The following is a 20,777-nucleotide window of genomic DNA, read 5'->3' as shown; positions in this document are numbered from 1 at the left end:
AAAGATACTTTACTTGGGATAAGTAAGCGAGGAAATAGCTACTTAAGGTGCCTGTTGATCCAAGGAGCAAAAGCGGTTGTCTCAAGAGCAAAAACGAAGAATGATAAATTAAGTCAATGGATAAACCGACTGGTTCAAACTCGAGGGCATAATCGAGCATGTGTAGCTTATGCCAACAAGATGGCGAGAATGGCTTGGGCTATTAGCGCTTCAGGTGAGAGTTACTCACCCGTATAAATACTCTTCAAAGAATTGCGTAAGTGGCTAAAACGATGACATAACAGGTCAAACCTGCATATTGAAAACCTATAGAGTTCAGTGGTAGTAAATACCGATAACCTGATCAGGACAATATGCGCGGATTACATCAAGGTCAGAAGTAATAATCTTCACTAAAAGACCGTATATATGACAGCAAACCTGTCCCTGCTATCGTTGAATGACACCTTGCAATACTGGAGGAGACCATATATGAGCCAAGGGTTTAAGTTTTTGGCTCTTCTCTATAAAATAGCCACCATAATGATTTAAAAGCCTTACTAAAAGAGTGTTAAAATGAATAAAGAAAATGATGTAATTTCTAGTCTAGCCGAATTAGAAAGCTTTTTATTAATGTAGAAAACGGTGGTTTTGGACTTAAAGGTGTTGCCGGTGTTGGTATGGCAACAAACAATAGTGATGGTAGTCGTTTTGTAGCCGTGTTTGACGACCAACAAAAGCTGCTTTTAGCGCGCGGTATTACAGAAGACATATTCCAAACAGGGCAAGACATGGTACGTAATGGTGTAGGGCGCAAGCACTAGTACTTTAATAAAAAAAGCGCTTAGAGCGCTTTTTTATTTTAATTTCAATAATATTGAAATTAAATGGCTTTATGTAGATTCCACAAAGGCCACTTCTAGGTAATAACATTTAAATACAACCCACTCAAAAACTACAAGACTTGCTAGGTAAATTCTGTTTTATTAAGTGTGCTTTGATAAATAAGGTAGTGCTACAGATAAATTGTAGAATTAATACAGGTAAATTTTGGCTACATTTTTGAAGAGAAGTTTAACTTATTAATACAGGGGTAATTAAATGGTCGGTATGGAGAGATTCGAACTCTCGACCCCTGCCACCCCATAGAAGTTGAGATTAGATTTAAGTAGAAGTAAGTAGCTATAAGTAGAATAAGATTTTATTTTAAGTTGTTGTTATAATTCATTTAAATTGAATTTATTAGTAAAGGTTAGCTCTAAGTAAAATTAAGTAGTTGAATACAGGTGGTGCTACATATATGCTGCATGTACTTTATATTTAATATTTGGTGCTACATATGTCTGTCGTGAAAATGTTATTGACTGATTCGTTATTAAGCTCAGTTCCTGAACCTATTAAACGGATAAATGACACAAAGTTAAGTGGTTTTCATGCACGTGTAGGCAAAACACAAAATGATAAAAAGCGTAAAATTGCACTTTACTTAAATTATCGTTTTGGTGGCATCAAAGGTAAACAGCGTAATTACCATTTAGGGTACTTTGGCGAGTGTGATTTAAAAGATGTTCGCAAGGAAGTTGAAAGTTTAAAAGGGCGAGTTGCTTTAGGTGAAGACGTATACGAAACAAAGCAGCTATCACTAAAGCGGCAGTTTATCGAAGATACATCACCAACCGTTGATGAACTTGCTAAAGAGTTTATTGAAAGAGACATTAAAGTTAACCGAAAAGACGTAGATCCTGTAATTAGAATGTTCAAAAAAGACATCTTGCCCTTTATCGGTAATTATAAGCTCAAAGAGATAACTCGGCGTGATATTCTTAATAAGGTGCTTGATCCAATAAAAGATCGGGGTTCAAATACCCAAGCAAATAAAACACTCTCTATTTTAAAACAAATGTTCGACTTTGGTGTTGAGCGGGATCTTATGCAAGGAAATCCTGTTAGCACAGTTAAAAAGAAAAGCGTAGGCGGTCTTGAAAAGTCTAGAACCAGAGCGCTTGAGTTTGACGAAGTGATTCAAGTCTTTGAACGCTTACCAAAGCTAGGTGTTAGCCAGCAAGTTATTTACGCATTGAAGTGTATTACTTTAACAGGGTGTCGGCCAATAGAAGTTACAGGCGCACAGTGGCAAGAGTTTGATTTTGACAAAATGATATGGACAATCCCAGCCGATCGCGTAAAACAAAACAAAGATGGCGAAAGAACCCATAAAGTACCGATTACTCAAAATATGGTTATTTTGCTTGATGAGTTACGGGCAGCATTTGGCTATCTCAATTCTAAATATGTATTTCCGAGTACAACAACTAATAAATCAGGCCCAGGTGAGCAGCCTATTGATAGGCATTCATTATCGCGCTCCATTAGCCGTAAATTAGAACAATTGGGAGTCCCAAAATTCGTACCTCACGATTTAAGAAGAACAGTCGCTACTCGCTTAGGTGATACTGATATTGGAACAGATCCAATAGTGATTGAAAAAATACTAAACCATCAATTACAAGGAGTTCAGGGCGTTTATAATATGCAGACGTATATGGACAAGCGTCGCAAAGCTTTGGAAGAGTGGGGTAGGAAGTTATAAGGTTTCACATAATTCAGTTAGTTAAGTTGCTTATCTAAGCTGCCTATATTAAAATTAAAGTGCTCTTTAGCGTTATATGGATTTTTATTAATCTAGTTTGGTGTAGCACTAAACTCTAATTTATTGTTCAACATTTAAAGTTGCGAAACAAAATTTTTGTTCCGTAATCCGTTGTTCATTCTTCACAGCCGTTTACGGATCAAAAATTCTGTTCCGCGGCTACTTGTAAAGGGCAAAAGGCGGTGTGAGAACACCGCCTTTTTACTAATTAATATTATGAAATTAAATTTAATAAATAAGTTAAATAGCAAGTTTGAAGGATGCAGCGAGCTTTTAAATCAATATCCTTCTAGGCATTACAAAGTATATAAAATACCGAAAAAGACGATCGGTTTTAGAACAATTGCGCAGCCAACTCCACAAGTAAAAAAAATTCAGACTTATATTGTTAAGTTACTCTCTGAGTTAGTTCAACCCCACCATGCAGCATCAGCATATATAGAGGGTAGGGGAATTAAAGAGCATGCTGAAAAGCATAAAGGCTCTGAATACCTTTTAAAAGTTGACTTTAGAGACTTTTTCAACAGTATAACTCCAGACTTACTTCATGAAGCTCTTATTAATAGAGGTATTAACCTTAAAAAAAGTGAAATTCTTTATTTATCAGAGTTTTTATTTTGGAATCGAGCTAGAAAAAGAAATACAAATTACGTATTAAGTGTAGGGGCGCCGAGTTCACCATATATTTCAAATATAATAATGTTCGAGTTTGATAGGCTTATGGATGATTATTGTAATGAAAATGATGTCTTATACTCACGTTATGCTGATGATCTCGTGTTATCAACTAGTTTAGCCGGCGTTTTAGCTGAAGTGATAAAGTTTATACCTGAGTTACTTTCAAAATGCTTTCACCATAAACTTACGATAAACCATGATAAGACTGTTTTTTCATCAAAAGGGCATAACCGACACATTACAGGTATTACAATAGCAAACAATAATACATTATCTATTGGAAGGCATAAGAAAAAGTATATCTCAGCACTTATTCACAAGTACATTAGTAATAGTTTGTCTAGTAGTGACATTTATCATTTAAAGGGTTTAATTTCATTTGCGACGCATATTGAACCGAAGTTTATTTATAGGCTAGAAAAGCGCTATGGTACAGCTGCGCTACATTCTATAAAATATTTTGATGGAGCAACAAAATGAGTGATAAAGTTTCCTCAACAGTTCGGTTGTTAAAAAGCAAGTCTGAAAAAGGTGATTTTTTAGCATCATATCAACTGGCTCAGTCTGAAAACGAAAAAGTAGATATTAACAACAAAGAAAAAATTGATTATGGCTTAAGGTGCTCTCAACAAGTCAACTCTGATAATCTACGTTTAGAAAAACTCAAACTAACTAATTATCGTGGTAGTAACCATCTAAACTTAACGTTTTCTAAAAATAAAAATATAACCGTTTTGGTTGGCAATAATGGTTGCGGGAAGTCTACTGTTTTAGAAGCAATTAAAAAGTCATTCTCGCATTTAACACCCAGATTAATGCGAAAGTCGAGCAATGGCGATGTTATTGAAGAGCCTGAAATCAGTAATTCTGAAGACTTTGCTAAAATCAATGTTGAATATTTATTTGATGATAAACCATTTAAAATGGAACTAGCTTCAAGCAGAGAACTCAGTAAAAAAATTAAAGGTGACTACACAGGAATTAACCAAATTGGATCAATTTATGAATTGGTAAATAGTCACAATAAAAATACCTCTTATCCACTACTTTGTTTTTATACGGTCGATAGAGCTTTAGATGTAACAACTAAAGATATAGAGAAGTCCGAGGAAATTCTTGATGAACAAATATGGAATAAGGCCAAAGGCTACCATAAAGCTTTAAATGGTAAGGCCGACTTTAAACTTTTTTTTAGGTGGTTTAAAGAGTTAGTGGAAATCGAAAACTCTACTGAAAAAGAGCTCATTGAACTTAAAGCAGATATTAAATCACGAGAAGAACAGCTAAATTCTAAAGAGTTTTTAAAGCTCTTAGAGTCTATCCCTGATAGTGAGAGTAAAGATCATGTTTTTAATAGCCTACAAAATGCGATAAATATCAGAAAGAAAAATTTAGATAAAAAACTAAGTGTTGATAATAGAATTATTGATAATGTTAGAGGTGCAATTTATACATTTTTACCAGGCTTTTCAAACTTAACGATTCAAAGAGATCCTTTGGATATGATAATTGATAAAGACGACGAGACACTAAAAGTTACTCAATTGTCTCAGGGTGAAAAAAGTATGCTTTCTTTAGTTGCTGATATTTCAAGACGACTATGTCTTTTAAATCCAGCAAAAGATAATCCTTTGAGCGCTAAAGGAATTGTTTTAATAGATGAAGTAGATCTGCATTTGCATCCAAAAGCACAAGAATTGTATATTGGATCATTGTCTAATACTTTTCCAAATATACAATTTATAGTGACTTCACATAGTCCATTTGTTGTTCGTGGACTTCCAAAGCTATCTCAAGTAATCAGTTTGCCTTCTAATGATGTCTTTGATAAAACGTTTTATGCTATGGACATCGATAGTATTACAAACATTATATTTGAATACGATGGAGGCTTCTCTAAAGACGTCATGCTTTTATTAGCTGAGTTCAAGACCATGCTAATCAATGAAGACAAAAATATAACTCGTATGAGAGAAATATACCTTGAGCTAAGTCAAACTTCAGCAGCAAAAGAAAAGCTTATTCTTCATATGTCAGCCTTTGCAAATGAAGAACTTATTGGCGAAATTAAAGGAGGATAACCATTTGAGGAAAGTGTTGAGAGGTGGGGTTCCTATACCGAATAAATTGAATAACCTTACAGATGCTAATAGGAGACAGCTTTTGTCTCATACAACTGTTTCACCATCTGTTTATGCTCATAATGATGTTAAACGAAGTCTAAACTTACTTTATTTTGATAAGTGTTATATTTGTGAGAATGACATTTCTGTCGAAAGGTATAATGTAGAGCACTTTTTACCGAAAAAGCACTTTTCTCATTTAGGTTATAGCTGGTACAACCTACATAAAGCTTGTGAAGGCTGTAACTTAGCAAAAGAAAAAAAAGAATTACTAATAAGAGATGAAGCTGGTGATGTAGTCGATATTTCCTTATTAGATCCATCATCAGAAGAATACTCCGTAAATGACTACATAACATTTGATCATAATGGTATGGCTAAAACGAAAGATGTTGTAGGGAATGCTGATGTTTTAGGTAAAGCGAGTTCAACAGTGCTTTATTTGAATGGGGGAACCAGTAGTAGGTATTCTCATTCATTACCTTATCTACGACTCTTGCGAATACAAAACTTTACGAGTTTTTGTGTAGATAACTTAAATGTGTTTAAACAAAGGTTAATTGAGCTTAAGGTACCCAATGTAGAATACGAAGTACCTTTAAATGCAGAATTGATTTCAGACCAAAAATTATGTCAGCTGTTAATTAATGTAGATAATGAATTTTTGTCAAAAGAAGCTTTTTTTTCAACTTCAACGCGCTGTATCTTATATCCACTTTTAAAAGTAACTTACGCGGAATTAAAGAGAATAAAAACAAAAATGAGAGAAGCCTTAGGTTTATAATTGATCATTTTTAAAGTGAAAAATAAGTAGATAACAGTTATTACCTTGGATGTTCATAACACTATCCAGATAGAGATCTAAGTGTAAATGTTGGTATTTTAGGGTGAAAATTAGTTCTATAGTTTCTTTGAAAAATATACAAAAATTCATTCAATCTTAGACATATTTCGGCAATCTCAGGCTTGAAATGCACCATTTCATGTTAACCGTCTCAAATTTCATGTGCACCTGTAGAAAAGAGTAGGAGGCGGTTAAGATGAACACTTAATACTTTTAATTGAAACCTACCTAGTCTCAGTGCGCCAAAAGAGGTATTAAAAGCAATTATATTAACGTATCTATAATGCTTGATTTTCAGGTTCAATTCAAAATTACACCTTTTCAATTTAGTGAAAATTAACTATTTATCAATTACAACCTCTAAATTCTTATTTAAAGCTATACTCATAATTGAGGGACTTCCTCTTAATTGAAAGGATAACGATTATGGCTCTTAAACCAGGACCAAAACCAATTGCTGATTCAACTGGCAAACCTGATAAACGTAGACGTGATAACAAAAACACTCCGGGGAACACCCCAGGATTAAAACCTAGTAAGTCTTCAAAGAAATAAATAAGGTTTGAAATTAAAGCTATCTTGATGGTAGCTTTTTAATTTAACGCAAATAAACTTCAGTTATTTCAGGTCTAAAATGCCCCATCTCTTGTGAAACTGTCTCTAATGCTATTTGATATGGATATTGATTAAGTATCAGCTCTAATAGCCTTTCTTGTGCGTAGCTATGCCTAAGGCCGTGAGCACCGTTGGAAAATGAAAGCGTACGGTTTGATGCTTTATTAAATGAATCAGACCATTTTTTACCGCCTCCTATATCGTAGCGCTGTAAGTAGTTTATTTTTCTATCAACAACAGTGGCAGGTTGTTTAAGTTTACGAAGTTCTAATTTAGCTGATAAATCGTGAGGTATTAGTACTTCGCGTGTTAAGCCTCCTTTGCCTGTCACGGTATATAGCACACCGTTTCTACCAGACCATTTTGAATCAAAAGCTGGCCGTTTATCTGCTTTGCGCTCTTCAACTTTGGCTATGGTCAATAATTCATGCGCACGAAGCCCCGAAGAGAGTGCTATTTGTGTTGATAATGAATATTTAGATGTTTGGTGCTTACTTATTATTTGTACTTGCTCTGTGGTGTAGGCGCGTGATTTAAGAATTTGCTGATTAATTGATTTAATAACAGGAAGCGTTTGTTTGTCTTTAAGTTTGCCGTTTAGCCTCATCATTGCTTGTATAGCTTGGCGCTCCATATCCAGTGACTTTTGACCCACTATTTCTTTACGGTAATCTAAATAATTGAGTGCTTGCTCGATGGTCATTGCCTGAATACCGTTTATGCCAATATCTTTAGCCCAAGAGGCAACGGTGTTAAGTGATTGCTCGTAGTTTCTGGCAGTTCCAAGAGACTTTATAAGCTTACTTTTTGTAAGTCCTTTTATGACATTGTGTGCTTGAGTTTTTGGTTTCGCAAATTTAGCCATGTTTTTTAATCCATCTTTGAATTGTTGACCAATGAGCATTTATACCTTTACGCTTTAGCCAGCGCTGAAGCTCGACAATGTTTGACCCTTGCTTGTAAATTTCTATTAGCTCGAATTTATGTTTATCAAGCTTAGATGCTTTTTTACGGCTTCCAGCGATTAACTTACTTTCAAATTTTAGTTTTTGGACTTCGATTAGTGCATCGAATTTCATGGTGTGACTCCAGTCGTATTAAGGTTGTAAGATTGACTGGCAATAAAGCTCAGCGGCACTTAAGCCTATTCGCCCCTGTTTTTCGCATATGCGAAAGGCTCGGACTGATCTCGCCTGATTATTAACCTCATTTCTACGTGTTGTCAGCAGCTGGAGTGCGCCGTTTTTGATTGGTTACTACCTTTAAAAAGATAGTATTTACCTCGTTACTACGTGTTGAAGGCAGCAGAATAGCGCCTGTTTTTTTCTGGCTCGTTAGAGCTTCAGTAGCAATAAGGTTACCACTTTAGAAATATTTTTCAATCTGCAAATAAAACCTGCGTATAAGGGTATGAATGTGTTGTCCCCCGCTATGTGTAAGCCGATTTTCGGCTTCGACATAGCGGGGGACAGGGGCGAAGCCCCAATGTTTAAAGAGAGGCTATTGCTCATGATGCCTCTCTTTAAAAATGAATTTGCTATATGTTGTTAGAAAATAAAGCTTTGGTATTCTTAGAGGTATTTTAAAGCATGCTATTTGAAACTATGATGAGAATAACTAATATAATAATTACTCCATATATGGCGTGGATTCGATATGTTATTTTTCTCAGTTTATCTATGCTACATATTAGCTCTTCTATTTTTTCTGTTTTATCAATAACAACTTTTTCGATCTTTTTATTCTTACTTTCTGTTTCTGAATGAGAAGCTATAATGCTGCCGCCAGCGCCGGTACAAGAAAAAAGAGCTAAATTTTTGAAAATTTCAAATTGTTGGGCAAAGTATCCATTCATATACTCACTGAATACCTCTGGGATTACTGCACCCCAAAAAATCCCATATAAAATTAAAAATATCCCTTTTAGAAACTTCTCAATATCATGCTCTAAAAGTAATATGAAAGGTATTGTAAAGCCTATTAAAAGGGATGGATATGCAATAAATATCCATCCTTTGAACAAGCTAAATGGGAAGATAATTAAGCAGATAAATAGTGAAATATACAAAATCAATTTAACTCTTACTGCTTTTTTCATAAATATCCGTTCGGTTAGTTTATTTTTTAAAGTGCAGAATTAAATCTACTAGTGCATCCTCTTCACAATAAAAAAATGCTGTTGGCACTTCTAATACTTTAGCTAACGCGCGCACTGTTTGAAAGTCGGGTGAGTGTACGCCTTTTTCGTATTGATTCATTCTAGGCGACGCCGCGAACTGATCCATACCTGCCAGTATTCCTAGTTTTTTTTGCGAAAGTCCTTTTGCTAGTCTTGCCTCTTTTAGCCGTTTTGGAAACGGTGAACCATCATTCGTTTTCATTATATTAAATTCTTAACTTGAAAACTAAGAGTTTCTTAGCTTTAATGTGTTCACGATACTAAGGAATACTTAGATGGAAGCGAGTGAAGCAAATGTTCTGGAAAGCAGTTAAGTTTATAGGGGCCGTTACGGTTGATATTTTGCTGGATGTTGATGATAAGTCTGAGCAGGATAAGTTCATTGATGAATACAATGATGGAACTGGAAATGTCGATCATTGCGGTGATAGCTACACAGAGCAAGAAGCGCGAGACACTCATAGTCGTGGTGAGTTCTACAAATAGTTTTGACAGTTGCTTTGTTAAGTGCAATTGTTAAGTGGGTTTTTACACAAAATACAGGCTACGCAGTTGAAAAGCTGCGTAGTTTTTTATGATTAATTTTAACGTTTATGCATTTTTACCCGCGATTGATTTTTTATTTATCAGACTGCAAGGTCAGGATAATAGCCGTGATAAATTATTATCGATTAGAAATAACCTAAGTAAGCTTAATGAAGCACAAGTGCTTAGTGAGTTACTTACCTTAGACTTCATGTTTTACGATTATAGTAACGAGCAATCAGAGGTTTGGGATATACAACTAGAGTCTTTTTCATCGTTTTATAATCGATCAGAAAAAGTGAAGAAGTTTGATAATTACTACCCTGAGGCACATGTTCAATCAGTGTTTAAGTGGATGCTTATGCTTTGTGATGATTGCAGTGATAGTTTGAAAATCCAGCCTTCAGTAATTCATTAAGCGGCACAAACAAAATTTAAAGGGATTTATTATGAAAAGAATTGGCGATTTAGAAATTTACGTAGGTACTAAAGAAGAATATGAGCTTGCCAAATCAAAGGGCATGAAAATTGTTTGTGCTTTAAACAGAGCAAATGGTCATGTAACTCACCAATCTGTTGTTGGTTGGAGTGGCAGGGGATGCAACAAAGATAACCCTTACTACTTATTTAAAGAAACGGAGGAAGCGATTTATTTAAACATGATTGATGGTGATAACCCTGCATATGTAAGTAATGAAATGATCGATCCTGCGTTAGGCTTTATAAAAAGAGCTTTAGACAATGAAGAAAAAGTATTTATCTATTGCAGCTTAGGTGAATCTCGAAGCCCATCTATTGCTTTAATGTATTTGCTTGAAAATGGTTTAATAGATAGGGAAGACGCGGATAAAGTATTTCGTGAAAACTACTACAGTGAATATAAACCTAAATTTGGAAATTTGGGCTACATTCAACAACGTTGGTTATAAAGAGGGCGTTATAAAGTTCAAACCCGTTAGAGGCTAAATTGCTTGATTTATACTCCTAAGTAATTTAAATTTATAAATAAGCATATGTTATATGCTTATTTATAACGCGAAGAAATTTCCCTATTTAATTAAGTTCAGAACATTCTACTTATCACTTTCACAGTGAAAAAACAGGCGCTTACGGGCTGCCTTCAATACGTAACGAGGTACATACACGTTTGTGTATGAAATTAAGCCATATCTATGTGGCGCATTTCTTCGCTTCTTTAACGTATTGGAGATTGTTATGCCTGGGTATATTACCGCTCAACAAGCAGCTGCTTATTTAAGCTGTTCTACTCAACATATTTATAATATTCGTAATAAAAGTAAAGCCGCTTTAAAAGCGGGGGATCACCAGTTAGCTAAAAAACTTTCGCCTGAAAGTATTAAGTTAGGTAACAAATTACTATTTGAAAAGTCGACTTTAGATACTTGGCTTCGCAAATATGGTGACCGCACATAGCTTGCTAGTATGGCAGGCATAGCAAATTAAACTTCTTGCCTGCCATGTTGATTACTTTTGACATAGGTATTTTTATTATGAATTCAGCAGTACAGCCATTAATGGTTGAGAATAAGTGTGCTCAGTTGCTTTTAACACAACGATTATTTCAAACCACACCACCTAGAACACTTAGTGCAGATATAAAACATGAAGCACGTTATCGGTATGGTGATTTAGCGTTAAAAACTCATAAATATATTCAGATAAACCCTAAAAACATCGTGTTCTGGTTGGTTTTTGACATTGATGATGAAAACACTTTTAGCTGGGAAGATAAGTTATTACCGCCTCCAAATATAATTGTAAGTGGCTTAGACCGAGCTGATAGCTCTAAAGTAGTTGGTGGCGCGCATCTATTTTATGCAGTTCAATTTGTACCTTCATCAAATGCATCGTGTGAAAAACCAGTCAGATTTTTAGATGATGTAAGAAAGGGGATGACATTGCAATTAGGCGCTGATACATCCTATTACGGCCCCTTGAGTAAAAACCCTTTAAATTCGAGTTGGAATACATCTTTCCTTCATGCACATGAATATAGTCTAAATGAATTAAATAATTATTTAACAAAGGTGACAAAAAAACGCCGATATGACTTTGATTGGTCTTTAGTCGCTGAGTCGCGAAACTGTATGGTATTTCATGAGCTTAGATTCATAGCATACGAACGTATTAATTATGCGAAAGAGAATTGGACATATGAACAATGGGAAAGTCATTTATTTAATATTGCTCAGTCTTGTAATGAGTTCAGTTCGTCAGACCTTCCTAAAACCCACCCATTAAACCACTCCGAATTGAAAGGGATTGTTAAGAGTGTGGCTAATTTCACTTGGTTCAAATATAGCTCGTCAAATAACCGTGGGAGAGCCGGACTATTTTTACTGCAAATTAAGATCGTAACTAAAAAACTTGCTCAACAGCAGGGAGCTAAGTTTACACACAAAGCACGTAGAACAAACACAGAGGAAAAAATTACTAGAGCAATAACGAAGATACAAAGTGAAGGGAAAAAGCCTTCACAGGTACTTATAGCCAACGAAATAGGAATGACTCGACAAGCTGTTGCTAAATATAAACATCTACTAGAAATATGTTAATTATGCTGCACATCAGGGTATTAGGAAATAAGATAGGACATGATGTTACATATTAAAGTTATCTAATAACTACATATGAACGAGCTGAATTAGCTGTAAGTAGTGAAGCTACATATATGCTACATGTATTAATAATATTTAGTGTACGTGTAGCAGTATGTATTTTATTTAAATTATAAGTACTTAATATTTAAATAAATTAAATGGTCGGTATGGAGAGATTCGAACTCTCGACCCCTGCCACCCCATGACAGTGCGCTACCAAGCTGCGCCACATACCGATTTGTATGCAATAGTACGTGTATTTTTTTAAAAATCAATAAGCGATTGTTTGTTTGGGTGTTTATTACGCAAGAGACCTAAAAAGGCACTCTTGCGGTGTATTAATTGGCTAGTCTTTATTTAACCACTTTTTGATCGAGTCATACATCTCATCTCGTATTAATGGCTGAGCTTTTTTGTTAGGGTGTAAACTATCGTTTTGCATCAGCTCAGATTGGCTGGCAATATCTAGCATAAAAAAGTTCATTAAATGCGCATTTGTTTCTTCGCTAACGCGCGAGAAAGTGTCTGTAAACATTTTACTGTAACGCGGGCCGTAATTAGGGGGAATGTAAATCTCCATTAAGGCGGTCATCGCATTAGCTGCTTGGCTTTTTTGAATAAGAGACGTTAAGTTAGTTTGCATTTTTTTGACTGGAAAACCACGTAAACCGTCATTAGCACCTAGCTCAATAAGTACATGAGTGGGTTCGTATTGCTCAAGCAATGCATCTAAACGGCGTAGGGCTCCACCAGATGTTTCGCCACTAATACTGGCGTTGATAAGTTCAATGTCGGCGTGTTCGTCATCGTATTTATCTTGTAACAATTTTACCCAGCCTTCTTCTTGTTGAAGTCCGTAGGCTGCGCTTAAACTGTCACCGAGTATTAAAATCGTGTTGTCGGCTGCTGCGCTCAGCGGTTTGATAACTAAAAATAAAATGAATACTAAACGAAGGATTGAATGAGTCATATGTCAGCGCTTTCTCAATTAAATATAATTCAGGTTAATGGTTTGTCTAAAGTAGTCTCTACCTTTGAAGGTGAGCTGCCCATCCTCAGCGACATCAGCTTTAATGTCAAGCATGGCGAGTCTGTTGCTATTGTTGGCACGTCGGGCTCTGGTAAATCAACGTTACTCAGTTTATTAGCAGGGCTGGATACCGCAAGTAGCGGCGAAATATTTTTAGATGGCGAGCCATTACACAATTTAGATGAAGAAGAGCGTGCTGCACTGCGCGCGGCTAAAATTGGATTTGTGTTTCAATCGTTCATGTTAGTACAAAGCTTAACTGCACTAGAAAACGTTATGCTACCAGCAGAACTTGCTGGCGAAAGTGATGCAAAAGAGCAAGCAATTGTTTTGCTTGAAAAAGTAGGCTTGAGCCATCGAATTGATCATTACCCGTCGCAACTTTCTGGCGGTGAACAGCAACGTGTTGCTATTGCGCGAGCATTTATTGGTACACCTAAAATACTGTTTGCTGATGAGCCTTCGGCTAATTTAGACAGCAAAAACGGTAAAATGATTGAATCCTTATTATTTGATTTAAACACGCAACACGGTACTACGCTTATTTTGGTTACTCACGATGAAGGGCTTGCACAAAAATGTGAGCACATTATTCAAATAGAAGCGGGTTTACTGGTAAAAAGCCAAGTAGAGGACGTTGCTAATGTGGGTTAAGTTAGCGCTTAAGTTGTTTTCGCGAGAATTTCGCCGTGGTGAGTTAACAGTTATAAGCGCAGCTATCGCCCTTGCTGTTTTAACCGTGCTTACACTGTCTATGGTTACTGAGCGAATAGGGCAAAGTATTGCGCAAAAAAGCAGTGCTTTTATTGCAGCAGACCGTGTACTTGCCAGCGATCATGTTCTTGATACGGCCTTTATTACTCAAGCACAAAGCCAAAATTTAAAAACGGCACAAATGGTGTATTTCGACACTATGTTGTTTGCCGATGATGAAATGCAGTTTAGCTCAGTAAAAGCGGCATCTAATGCGTACCCGCTAAAAGGGCAGTTAAAAGTTAAAGATACCCTAACAGGTGAAACTAAGGTTGCTAATAGTGGACCAACGCCTGGTAATGTGTGGCTAAGTGAATCAGTATTTTACAGTTTAAATATTGATATAGGCGCGCAAGTAGAGCTTGGCGCTGCATTATTTAATGTTTCAAAGGTTATTGTAGAAGAACCTGATGCGCCATTTAATGTATTTTCGAGCAGCCGCCGCGTGCTTATTAATATTGACGATGTGGCAAAAACCGAAGTTGTGCAGCCAGGTAGTCGTGTCTATTATCGCCAACTTTATGCAGGTAGTGAGGCCGATATAAATAGCTTTTACGAGTGGCTTAAACCACAAATGAAAGAAAACCAACAATGGTACGGCGTTAAAGACCGTCAATCACCTATTTCAAATAGTTTAAACCGTGCAGAGAGCTTTTTATTACTTGCCGGCCTATTAGGTATTATTTTAGCCGCAGTGGCTATAGCCGTTTCAGCAAAACGTTATTGTGAACGCCAATATGACCCAGTAGCGATGATGAAAACGCTAGGCGGTAGCCGCTCAATGATCCGTAAAATATACATGCTTCATTTATTGCTTGTGTGTGCAATGGCGGTAAGTATTGGGCTGTTAATTGGTTATGGTTTGCAAGAAATAGCAACAAGTTACTTATCAAAAAGTATGGGCACAGAGCTACCTCTAGGTGGTTTTAAGCCGTGGCTGGTGGCTATTAGCACTGGCGTAATTTGTGCTGTTATGTTTTCTATTAAGCCGTTGTTTGATTTATTTGATATTCCACCGCTTAGAGTGCTGCGCCGTAACTTAGGTGACAAATTGGCAGTAAGTCGTGTGCATTTAGGAATGAGTGCGCTAACCGTGTTTTTATTAATGTGGTTATTTAGTAACAACATAAAAATAACGCTTATTTTGTTTGCCTCAACGCTTGCCCTAATTGGTGTGTTGTTTTTGATATCTAAATTAATATTTGGTGGCAGTCGAAAACTTGGCTTAAAGCCAGGTAACAGTTGGTCGCTTGCAATTGCATCTATTCAAAAACGTGCAAATGTGAACGCGGTACAGTTAATTAGTTTTTCGTTAGCGATTAAATTACTGCTGTTTTTAGTGGTACTTAAAAACGACATGATATCTGATTGGCAATCGCAGTTACCAAGCGATGCACCTAATGCGTTTTTAGTGAATATTACGCAAAACGAACTTGAGCCAATTAATGAATATTTAGTTCAAAAAGATATTCAGGTATCAGAGTTTTATCCAACTATTCGTGGGCGCGTAAATGCGGTAAACGGCGAGTTGGTAGCACGTTCTGTATCGCTGCAAGACAATGAGAAAAAAGACGAAGAAGCCCGTGCAGGTATTGGCCGTGAGCTAAACCTTACATGGCTTAAAGATGTGCCTGACCAAAATGAAGTTACACAAGGCAAGTGGTTTGGTGAAAATGCGATGGCTGAAGCCTCAGTAGAGGAGTCGATGCTTGAGCGTTTAGATGTTGAGATAGGCGATACGCTTACATTTTTAATTGGTTCGCAGTCGTTCGATGCTAAAATCACCAGTGTTCGCAAAGTTAATTGGGCCACGCTTAAACCTAACTTTTTTATTATTTTAAGCCCAGATGTACTTGCAGATTTTCCGGCAACGTATATTTCATCGGTACGTATAAATCCAGAGCAAAAGCGCGACTTTAGCCAGTTATTGCGTACTTATCCTACTATTACAGCAATTGATATTGATAACTTTGTTAAGCAAATACAAACAACTATTTCGCAAGTATCACTCGCCATTGGCTTTGTACTTGCAATTGTTGTGTTGTGTGGCGCACTTGTACTTATATCGCAAGTCCAAGCTAGTTTAGGTGAGCGTATGCAAGAAATTGTAATACTCAGAACGCTAGGGGCTAAAAGCCGATTAATCAAAAACGCGACCCTTTATGAGTTTTTATTACTAGGCGGTTTAGCTGGTTTAGTCGCCGCATTTTTTAGTGATATAGCGCTTTTAATTGTGCAACAACAAATGTTTGACCTAGCAGGTAAGTTGCATCCGCATATATGGGTTATTGGTCCGGTAGCTGGTGGCGTGTTTGTGGCCGGTTTAGGTTATTTAATGATTGCCCGAACACTTAAACAAAATACCCAAGGGTTAGTGCGCGCTCTAGGGTAAGCTTAAACTAACATGCTCCTTCAAATGCCCACCTAACACGTGGGCATTTTTGTTTTCTTTGTACTGGTAATTTATACAGTGCTCTGGCATTATTAGCGTAATTTAAAAATAATAACAATGGAGTGCTGTTTGGCCATTATTTTAGGGATCGATCCTGGTTCACGTTTGACCGGATATGGCGTTGTTGCCCACCAAGGTTCTAAATTTACATACTTAGGCAGTGGCTGTATTAAGTTAGCCGATCATCCTTTTCCGGTTAGGCTTAAAATGATCTACCAAGGCATTACACAGCTTATTGAGCAATTTTCGCCAGAAACCTTTGCGATTGAAAAAGTATTTATGGCGCATAACCCCGATTCTGCTTTAAAACTAGGCCAAGCTAGAGGCGCGGCTATTGTTGGCGCTGCAATGGCCGACTTACCCGTATTTGAATACTCAGCTAGGCAAATTAAGCAAGCAGTAGTAGGCAACGGTGGTGCAGATAAAACACAAGTGCAACACATGGTAAAAAATATTTTAAAGTTGCCTGGCACGCCACAAGCCGATGCAGCTGATGCACTCGCTATTGCGATTTGCCACGCTCACTCAGAACAAAATTTAATTAAACTAGCGGGTAGCGCAAGCAAAACCGTTAGAGGACGTTTAAGGAAATAACTATGATAGGCCGCTTAAATGGTATTTTAGTCGAAAAACAGCCACCAGAAATATTACTCGAAGTAAGTGGTGTAGGTTACGAAGTACAAATGCCAATGACCTGTTTTTACGATTTACCAAAAATTGGTGAAAACGCGATTGTTTACACCCACTTTGTAGTGCGTGAAGATGCTCAATTATTATTTGGTTTTAATAATAAAGTTGAACGCGCCTTGTTTAGAGAGCTATTAAAAGCAAATGGCGTTGGTCCAAAACTTGGCTTAGCTATTTTATCGGGCATGTCGGCAAAGCAATTTGTAAGCTGTGTAAATAACGAAGACTCAACGTCGCTAGTTAAATTACCGGGTGTAGGTAAAAAAACAGCCGAGCGTTTAGTACTCGAAATGAAAGACAGATTAAAAGATTGGGGTAATGATTTATTTATGCCATTTAGCGACAGCGCAGTAATAGAGCCAATGAGCGATGCGACAATAGCTAATAACGCAGCCGATGATGCCGTATCGGCACTGCTTGCATTAGGTTATAAATTGCCACAAGCTCAAAAAGCAGTAAAATCGATAAGCAAACCCGATATGTCTACTGAGGTTCTTATTAGAGAATCTTTAAAATCAATGTTGTGAGTAACCCATGATTGAAGCGGATCGCTTAATTGATGCGACTGAAAAAACAAATGAAGACTCTATAGATCGTGCAATAAGACCAAAACTTTTAGCCGACTACAGAGGCCAGCCTCATGTTAAGCAGCAAATGGAAATTTTTATTGAAGCTGCCCGAACCCGTGGTGAAGCGCTCGATCATTTATTAATATTTGGCCCACCAGGGCTAGGTAAAACCACGCTTGCAAATATCGTAGCCAACGAATTACACGTAAGTATTAAAACAACATCCGGCCCTGTACTTGAAAAAGCAGGCGATTTAGCTGCGTTACTTACTAATTTAGAAGAAGGCGATGTACTGTTTATTGATGAAATACACAGGCTAAGCCCGCAAGTTGAAGAAATACTGTATCCAGCAATGGAAGACTACCAGCTTGATATAATGATTGGTGAAGGCCCAGCTGCGCGTTCTATTAAATTAGACTTACCTGCATTTACACTTATTGGTGCCACTACGCGAGCAGGCTCGCTAACATCGCCACTGCGTGACCGTTTTGGTATTGTGCAGCGATTAGAGTTTTATTCTGTAGAAGATTTGTCGCACATAGTAGGGCGCTCTGCACATTATCTTGGTTTAGAAATGTGTGACGACGGCGCAACCGAAATTGCACAACGTTCACGTGGTACACCACGTATTGCAAACCGTTTATTACGGCGTGTACGCGATTACACACAGGTAAAATCTGACGGTACAGTAAATGCCGAAGTAGCTAAGCAAGCGCTTGATATGATTGATGTAGATAAAAGTGGTTTTGATTATATGGATCGCAAATATTTACTCGCCATAATTGAAAAATTCATGGGCGGCCCAGTAGGACTCGACAATGTAGCTGCAGCTATTGGTGAAGAGCGTGAAACAATAGAAGATGTAATAGAGCCGTTTTTAATTCAGCAAGGGTTTATTCAGCGTACTCCGCGTGGGCGAATAGTGTCTGACAGTGCATACCATCACTTTGGTTTACTTCCTAAAAAAGACTAGCCTCATACATATTACTTGCTGTGGTTTATTGCGCAGCAGGTAATTGACTCAGTATCCCTTTCTTTCAAATATTTATACGGCTGGTATTTTACCCAAAACCTCAGCACACTGTTGCAAATGTTATTTCAAAATACTTATACGCTTTATAGTTAACTGTTAATTCACAGGGCGTTAAGACTCGCGAAGCTATCCTGCGTACCATTCAAACTAGTAACCGGATTACTTATTGTAAAATAGGTAGGGCAATTATTAGTTTATAAATAAAGTATGTAGCGCACTAAATTGTAGGCAAAAAAAAGCCCGCAAAAAATGCGGGCAAACAACAAGTTGAAGGAAGTAATCCAGGGAACTACGTTTTACTGAATTTGGTTTTATCCAGAAAGAGTAAAACAATGTAATACGATAAAATATCCTATTACTAAGAACTTGGCTTAATGAAACTATCTCATTCAGTGCGCTAGCTCGGTATGGGAGAATGATACGTAAGTTTACTTTTTTGTTCAAACTAGAAAATTTGTATTTTCAGATTAGAAAAACTAATTTAGTGAATTTTATTGTTGTTTGAATCTTGTGCGTTAATTAATCGTTAAATTTATAAGTTTATGAAATTTATAACTTAAGTAATTTATTTCGTTATAGCTCGGTATTAGTTTTACTATTACGTACAGGTGAGGCTTATAGGTTTTGAGTGTTTATGCTCTTATTTTGAATAAACGGCGCATTTTATGACGTTTCATGTATATATTTACGCATATTTACAGTTAGCGAGTTTGTTTAAAAGTTTAAATAAAATACTGAGGCAAAGGGAAATGCCAACTAAAGCTGTTTTTTAACGTTTTTTGTTGCCTATTCATAGCAATACCGTTGTCAGCTTGAAATGGACTAGATACACTAGATGCAACTTTTGGCCGTGTAAGCGGTCATATTTACACAAATTAACCAATTTGCCGTATTTTGAAATTATTTAGGAGTTTAACGTGGGATCAGGGCTTAATTTTTTAGATCTAATTTTAGAAGCAAGTTTGCTTGTTCAATTAGTAATGTTAGGGCTAGTTGCCATGTCTGTAATGTCGTGGACAATTATATTTCAACGTAAAAAAGCAATATCGGATGCGCTAATAAATGCTAAGAAATTTGAGCAAAAGTTTTGGTCGGGTATTGATTTAAGCAAATTATATAACGAGATATCGTCACGCAGCGGTCAGTCTCAAGGCATTGAAGCTTTGTTTACTTCGGGCTTTAAAGAGTTTGCTCGCCATAAAAAGAATACATTTCAAAGTGCGAGTATTGTTATGGAAGGAACGCACCGCTCTATGCGTGTTGCGCTTTCTCGTGAAATTGAAAAAATGGAATCTAGCCTATCGTTTTTAGCAACAGTAGGTTCTATAAGTCCGTACATCGGTTTGTTTGGTACAGTGTGGGGTATAATGAATGCCTTTATTGCACTAGGTGAAGTTAAGCAAGCTACATTACAAATGGTAGCACCTGGTATTGCAGAGGCACTTATTGCCACTGCTATGGGTTTATTTGCGGCGATCCCTGCTGTTATTGCTTATAACCGTTTTTCAAACAGTGTTGAAAAGCTTGAGTCTCACTATATTAACTTTATGGAAGAGTTTGCTAATATTTTACACCGTCAAGCAGCTACACAAATAGAGGCACAAGCGAATGTATCAGCGTAAAAAGCGCCGTCCGGTCGCAGAGATTAATGTAGTACCTTACATTGATGTAATGTTGGTACTACTTATAATATTTATGGCTACAGCACCGCTTATTACGCATGGTGTAAAAGTTGATTTACCCAAAATGGAAGAGTCTGATTTAGTTGATACTAAAGATACTCCGCCTATTATTGCCTCAATAGATGCACAAGGTAAATATTACGTGAGTGTAGGTACTGATCCTGAAGAGCCTATGGAAGCACTTGATGTAGCTGCGGTTATAAAATTACAGCTAATGAAAAACCCTGACGTGCCAGTCATGATTAAAGGCTCGGGTAAGGTGTCGTATCAAGAAGTATTATTACTAATGGATTTTTTGAAAAATGCAGGCGTACCATCAGTAGGATTAATGACTGAATCCTTTGAGGGGAAGTAGCT

General features: G+C 36.9%; 22 protein-coding genes, 1 tRNA gene and 1 pseudogene. 18 read left to right on the top strand and 6 right to left on the bottom strand.

Going from position 1 to position 20,777, the window contains the following annotated elements; genetic code table 11:
* The 6 genes and pseudogenes from QL998_RS08840 to QL998_RS08815 all read left to right on the top strand — a co-directional run.
* A partial coding sequence (locus QL998_RS08840) for a transposase (RefSeq protein WP_165738038.1) occupies positions 1-237 on the top strand: 237 nt, incomplete at its 5' end.
* Between the two features lie 318 nt (positions 238-555).
* Positions 556-803 (top strand): annotated as a pseudogene (locus QL998_RS08835) (hypothetical protein).
* Between the two features lie 515 nt (positions 804-1,318).
* Complete coding sequence (locus QL998_RS08830; RefSeq protein WP_290192538.1) at positions 1,319-2,569, top strand: tyrosine-type recombinase/integrase; 1,251 nt, start codon at positions 1,319-1,321, stop codon at positions 2,567-2,569.
* 276 nt (positions 2,570-2,845) lie between these two features.
* The gene (locus QL998_RS08825; protein ID WP_290192537.1) at positions 2,846-3,787 is read left to right on the top strand and encodes a retron St85 family RNA-directed DNA polymerase; all 942 of its coding nucleotides are present in this window, start codon (positions 2,846-2,848) and stop codon (positions 3,785-3,787) included.
* The gene (locus QL998_RS08820) at positions 3,784-5,388 is read left to right on the top strand and encodes an AAA family ATPase (protein ID WP_290192536.1); all 1,605 of its coding nucleotides are present in this window, start codon (positions 3,784-3,786) and stop codon (positions 5,386-5,388) included. Before QL998_RS08825 ends, QL998_RS08820 begins: the two co-directional genes overlap by 4 nt.
* A gap of 82 nt (positions 5,389-5,470) precedes the next feature.
* Positions 5,471-6,214, top strand: coding sequence for a hypothetical protein (locus QL998_RS08815; RefSeq protein WP_290192535.1), 744 nt, complete (start codon positions 5,471-5,473; stop codon positions 6,212-6,214).
* A gap of 658 nt (positions 6,215-6,872) precedes the next feature.
* On the opposite strand, the gene QL998_RS08810 is transcribed toward QL998_RS08815, so the two are convergent.
* The 4 genes from QL998_RS08810 to QL998_RS08795 form a co-directional block, all read right to left on the bottom strand.
* Positions 6,873-7,754, bottom strand: a complete 882-nt coding sequence (locus QL998_RS08810) for a site-specific integrase (protein WP_182725276.1) — start codon at positions 7,752-7,754, stop codon at positions 6,873-6,875.
* Positions 7,747-7,968, bottom strand: coding sequence for a hypothetical protein (locus QL998_RS08805; protein ID WP_054206549.1), 222 nt, complete (start codon positions 7,966-7,968; stop codon positions 7,747-7,749). Before QL998_RS08805 ends, QL998_RS08810 begins: the two co-directional genes overlap by 8 nt.
* Positions 7,969-8,471: 503 nt before the next feature.
* Positions 8,472-8,987, bottom strand: a complete 516-nt coding sequence (locus QL998_RS08800; RefSeq protein WP_290192534.1) for a hypothetical protein — start codon at positions 8,985-8,987, stop codon at positions 8,472-8,474.
* A 19-nt stretch (positions 8,988-9,006) separates the two neighbouring features.
* Positions 9,007-9,270 (bottom strand): helix-turn-helix transcriptional regulator, encoded by a 264-nt coding sequence (locus QL998_RS08795; RefSeq protein WP_165723918.1) that lies wholly within the window; start codon positions 9,268-9,270, stop codon positions 9,007-9,009.
* Between the two features lie 92 nt (positions 9,271-9,362).
* On the opposite strand from QL998_RS08795, the gene QL998_RS08790 reads away from it, so the two are divergent.
* The 5 genes from QL998_RS08790 (at position 9,363) to QL998_RS08770 (ending at position 12,169) form a co-directional block, all read left to right on the top strand.
* Positions 9,363-9,554, top strand: a complete 192-nt coding sequence (locus QL998_RS08790) for a hypothetical protein (RefSeq protein ID WP_182725282.1) — start codon at positions 9,363-9,365, stop codon at positions 9,552-9,554.
* Between the two features lie 88 nt (positions 9,555-9,642).
* Entirely contained in the window at positions 9,643-10,011 is a 369-nt protein-coding gene (locus tag QL998_RS08785; RefSeq protein ID WP_182725277.1) for a hypothetical protein, read from the top strand.
* Between the two features lie 31 nt (positions 10,012-10,042).
* A complete protein-coding gene (locus QL998_RS08780; RefSeq protein WP_182725278.1) occupies positions 10,043-10,522 on the top strand; it encodes a dual specificity protein phosphatase family protein in 480 nt (159 codons plus the stop codon).
* Positions 10,523-10,808: 286 nt separating this feature from the next.
* Positions 10,809-11,027 (top strand): helix-turn-helix domain-containing protein, encoded by a 219-nt coding sequence (locus QL998_RS08775; protein WP_182725279.1) that lies wholly within the window; start codon positions 10,809-10,811, stop codon positions 11,025-11,027.
* Positions 11,028-11,104: 77 nt separating this feature from the next.
* A complete protein-coding gene (locus QL998_RS08770) occupies positions 11,105-12,169 on the top strand; it encodes a replication initiation protein (RefSeq protein WP_182725280.1) in 1,065 nt (354 codons plus the stop codon).
* A gap of 204 nt (positions 12,170-12,373) precedes the next feature.
* Here the strand turns inward: QL998_RS08770 and QL998_RS08765 are convergent.
* A tRNA-Pro gene (locus QL998_RS08765) sits at positions 12,374-12,450 on the bottom strand.
* 110 nt (positions 12,451-12,560) lie between these two features.
* Positions 12,561-13,184, bottom strand: a complete 624-nt coding sequence (locus QL998_RS08760) for an arylesterase (protein ID WP_182195904.1) — start codon at positions 13,182-13,184, stop codon at positions 12,561-12,563.
* Between QL998_RS08760 and QL998_RS08755 the strand changes: the two genes are divergently transcribed.
* The 7 genes from QL998_RS08755 (at position 13,185) to tolR (ending at position 20,775) form a co-directional block, all read left to right on the top strand.
* Positions 13,185-13,898, top strand: coding sequence for an ABC transporter ATP-binding protein (locus QL998_RS08755; protein ID WP_007580378.1), 714 nt, complete (start codon positions 13,185-13,187; stop codon positions 13,896-13,898). It abuts the gene before it with no gap.
* A complete protein-coding gene (locus QL998_RS08750; RefSeq protein ID WP_182195906.1) occupies positions 13,888-16,389 on the top strand; it encodes an FtsX-like permease family protein in 2,502 nt (833 codons plus the stop codon). Before QL998_RS08755 ends, QL998_RS08750 begins: the two co-directional genes overlap by 11 nt.
* 129 nt (positions 16,390-16,518) lie before the next feature.
* A complete protein-coding gene (gene ruvC / locus QL998_RS08745) occupies positions 16,519-17,043 on the top strand; it encodes a crossover junction endodeoxyribonuclease RuvC (RefSeq protein ID WP_002960649.1) in 525 nt (174 codons plus the stop codon).
* Between the two features lie 2 nt (positions 17,044-17,045).
* Positions 17,046-17,663, top strand: a complete 618-nt coding sequence (gene ruvA / locus QL998_RS08740) for a Holliday junction branch migration protein RuvA (protein ID WP_182195908.1) — start codon at positions 17,046-17,048, stop codon at positions 17,661-17,663.
* A 7-nt stretch (positions 17,664-17,670) separates the two neighbouring features.
* The gene (gene ruvB, locus QL998_RS08735; RefSeq protein ID WP_007580382.1) at positions 17,671-18,678 is read left to right on the top strand and encodes a Holliday junction branch migration DNA helicase RuvB; all 1,008 of its coding nucleotides are present in this window, start codon (positions 17,671-17,673) and stop codon (positions 18,676-18,678) included.
* 977 nt (positions 18,679-19,655) lie between these two features.
* Positions 19,656-20,360, top strand: a complete 705-nt coding sequence (gene tolQ, locus QL998_RS08730; RefSeq protein WP_002960643.1) for a protein TolQ — start codon at positions 19,656-19,658, stop codon at positions 20,358-20,360.
* Positions 20,347-20,775 carry a protein TolR gene (gene tolR / locus QL998_RS08725; protein ID WP_002960641.1) on the top strand — a complete coding sequence of 143 codons (429 nt, stop codon included), beginning with the start codon at positions 20,347-20,349 and terminating at the stop codon, positions 20,773-20,775. Before tolQ ends, tolR begins: the two co-directional genes overlap by 14 nt.
* The last annotated feature ends 2 nt before the right edge of the window (positions 20,776-20,777 follow it).

The sequence above is a fragment of the Pseudoalteromonas sp. APC 3691 genome (assembly GCF_030408135.1).
Lineage (GTDB): Bacteria > Pseudomonadota > Gammaproteobacteria > Enterobacterales > Alteromonadaceae > Pseudoalteromonas.
This window is presented reverse-complemented; position numbering and strand designations above follow the sequence as displayed.

Coding starts and splice junctions, on each gene's coding strand:
- QL998_RS08795 (WP_165723918.1), bottom strand. CDS start 9,270: ATGAAAACGAATGATGGTTCACCGTTTCCAAAACGGCTAAAAGAGGCA.
- ruvB (WP_007580382.1), top strand. CDS start 17,671: ATGATTGAAGCGGATCGCTTAATTGATGCGACTGAAAAAACAAATGAA.
- tolR (WP_002960641.1), top strand. CDS start 20,347: ATGTATCAGCGTAAAAAGCGCCGTCCGGTCGCAGAGATTAATGTAGTA.
- QL998_RS08780 (WP_182725278.1), top strand. CDS start 10,043: ATGAAAAGAATTGGCGATTTAGAAATTTACGTAGGTACTAAAGAAGAA.
- QL998_RS08755 (WP_007580378.1), top strand. CDS start 13,185: ATGTCAGCGCTTTCTCAATTAAATATAATTCAGGTTAATGGTTTGTCT.
- QL998_RS08785 (WP_182725277.1), top strand. CDS start 9,643: ATGATTAATTTTAACGTTTATGCATTTTTACCCGCGATTGATTTTTTA.
- QL998_RS08750 (WP_182195906.1), top strand. CDS start 13,888: ATGTGGGTTAAGTTAGCGCTTAAGTTGTTTTCGCGAGAATTTCGCCGT.
- QL998_RS08775 (WP_182725279.1), top strand. CDS start 10,809: ATGCCTGGGTATATTACCGCTCAACAAGCAGCTGCTTATTTAAGCTGT.
- QL998_RS08825 (WP_290192537.1), top strand. CDS start 2,846: ATGAAATTAAATTTAATAAATAAGTTAAATAGCAAGTTTGAAGGATGC.
- QL998_RS08805 (WP_054206549.1), bottom strand. CDS start 7,968: ATGAAATTCGATGCACTAATCGAAGTCCAAAAACTAAAATTTGAAAGT.
- QL998_RS08800 (WP_290192534.1), bottom strand. CDS start 8,987: ATGAAAAAAGCAGTAAGAGTTAAATTGATTTTGTATATTTCACTATTT.
- QL998_RS08830 (WP_290192538.1), top strand. CDS start 1,319: ATGTCTGTCGTGAAAATGTTATTGACTGATTCGTTATTAAGCTCAGTT.
- QL998_RS08770 (WP_182725280.1), top strand. CDS start 11,105: ATGAATTCAGCAGTACAGCCATTAATGGTTGAGAATAAGTGTGCTCAG.
- QL998_RS08790 (WP_182725282.1), top strand. CDS start 9,363: ATGTTCTGGAAAGCAGTTAAGTTTATAGGGGCCGTTACGGTTGATATT.
- QL998_RS08760 (WP_182195904.1), bottom strand. CDS start 13,184: ATGACTCATTCAATCCTTCGTTTAGTATTCATTTTATTTTTAGTTATC.
- QL998_RS08820 (WP_290192536.1), top strand. CDS start 3,784: ATGAGTGATAAAGTTTCCTCAACAGTTCGGTTGTTAAAAAGCAAGTCT.
- QL998_RS08810 (WP_182725276.1), bottom strand. CDS start 7,754: ATGGCTAAATTTGCGAAACCAAAAACTCAAGCACACAATGTCATAAAA.
- ruvA (WP_182195908.1), top strand. CDS start 17,046: ATGATAGGCCGCTTAAATGGTATTTTAGTCGAAAAACAGCCACCAGAA.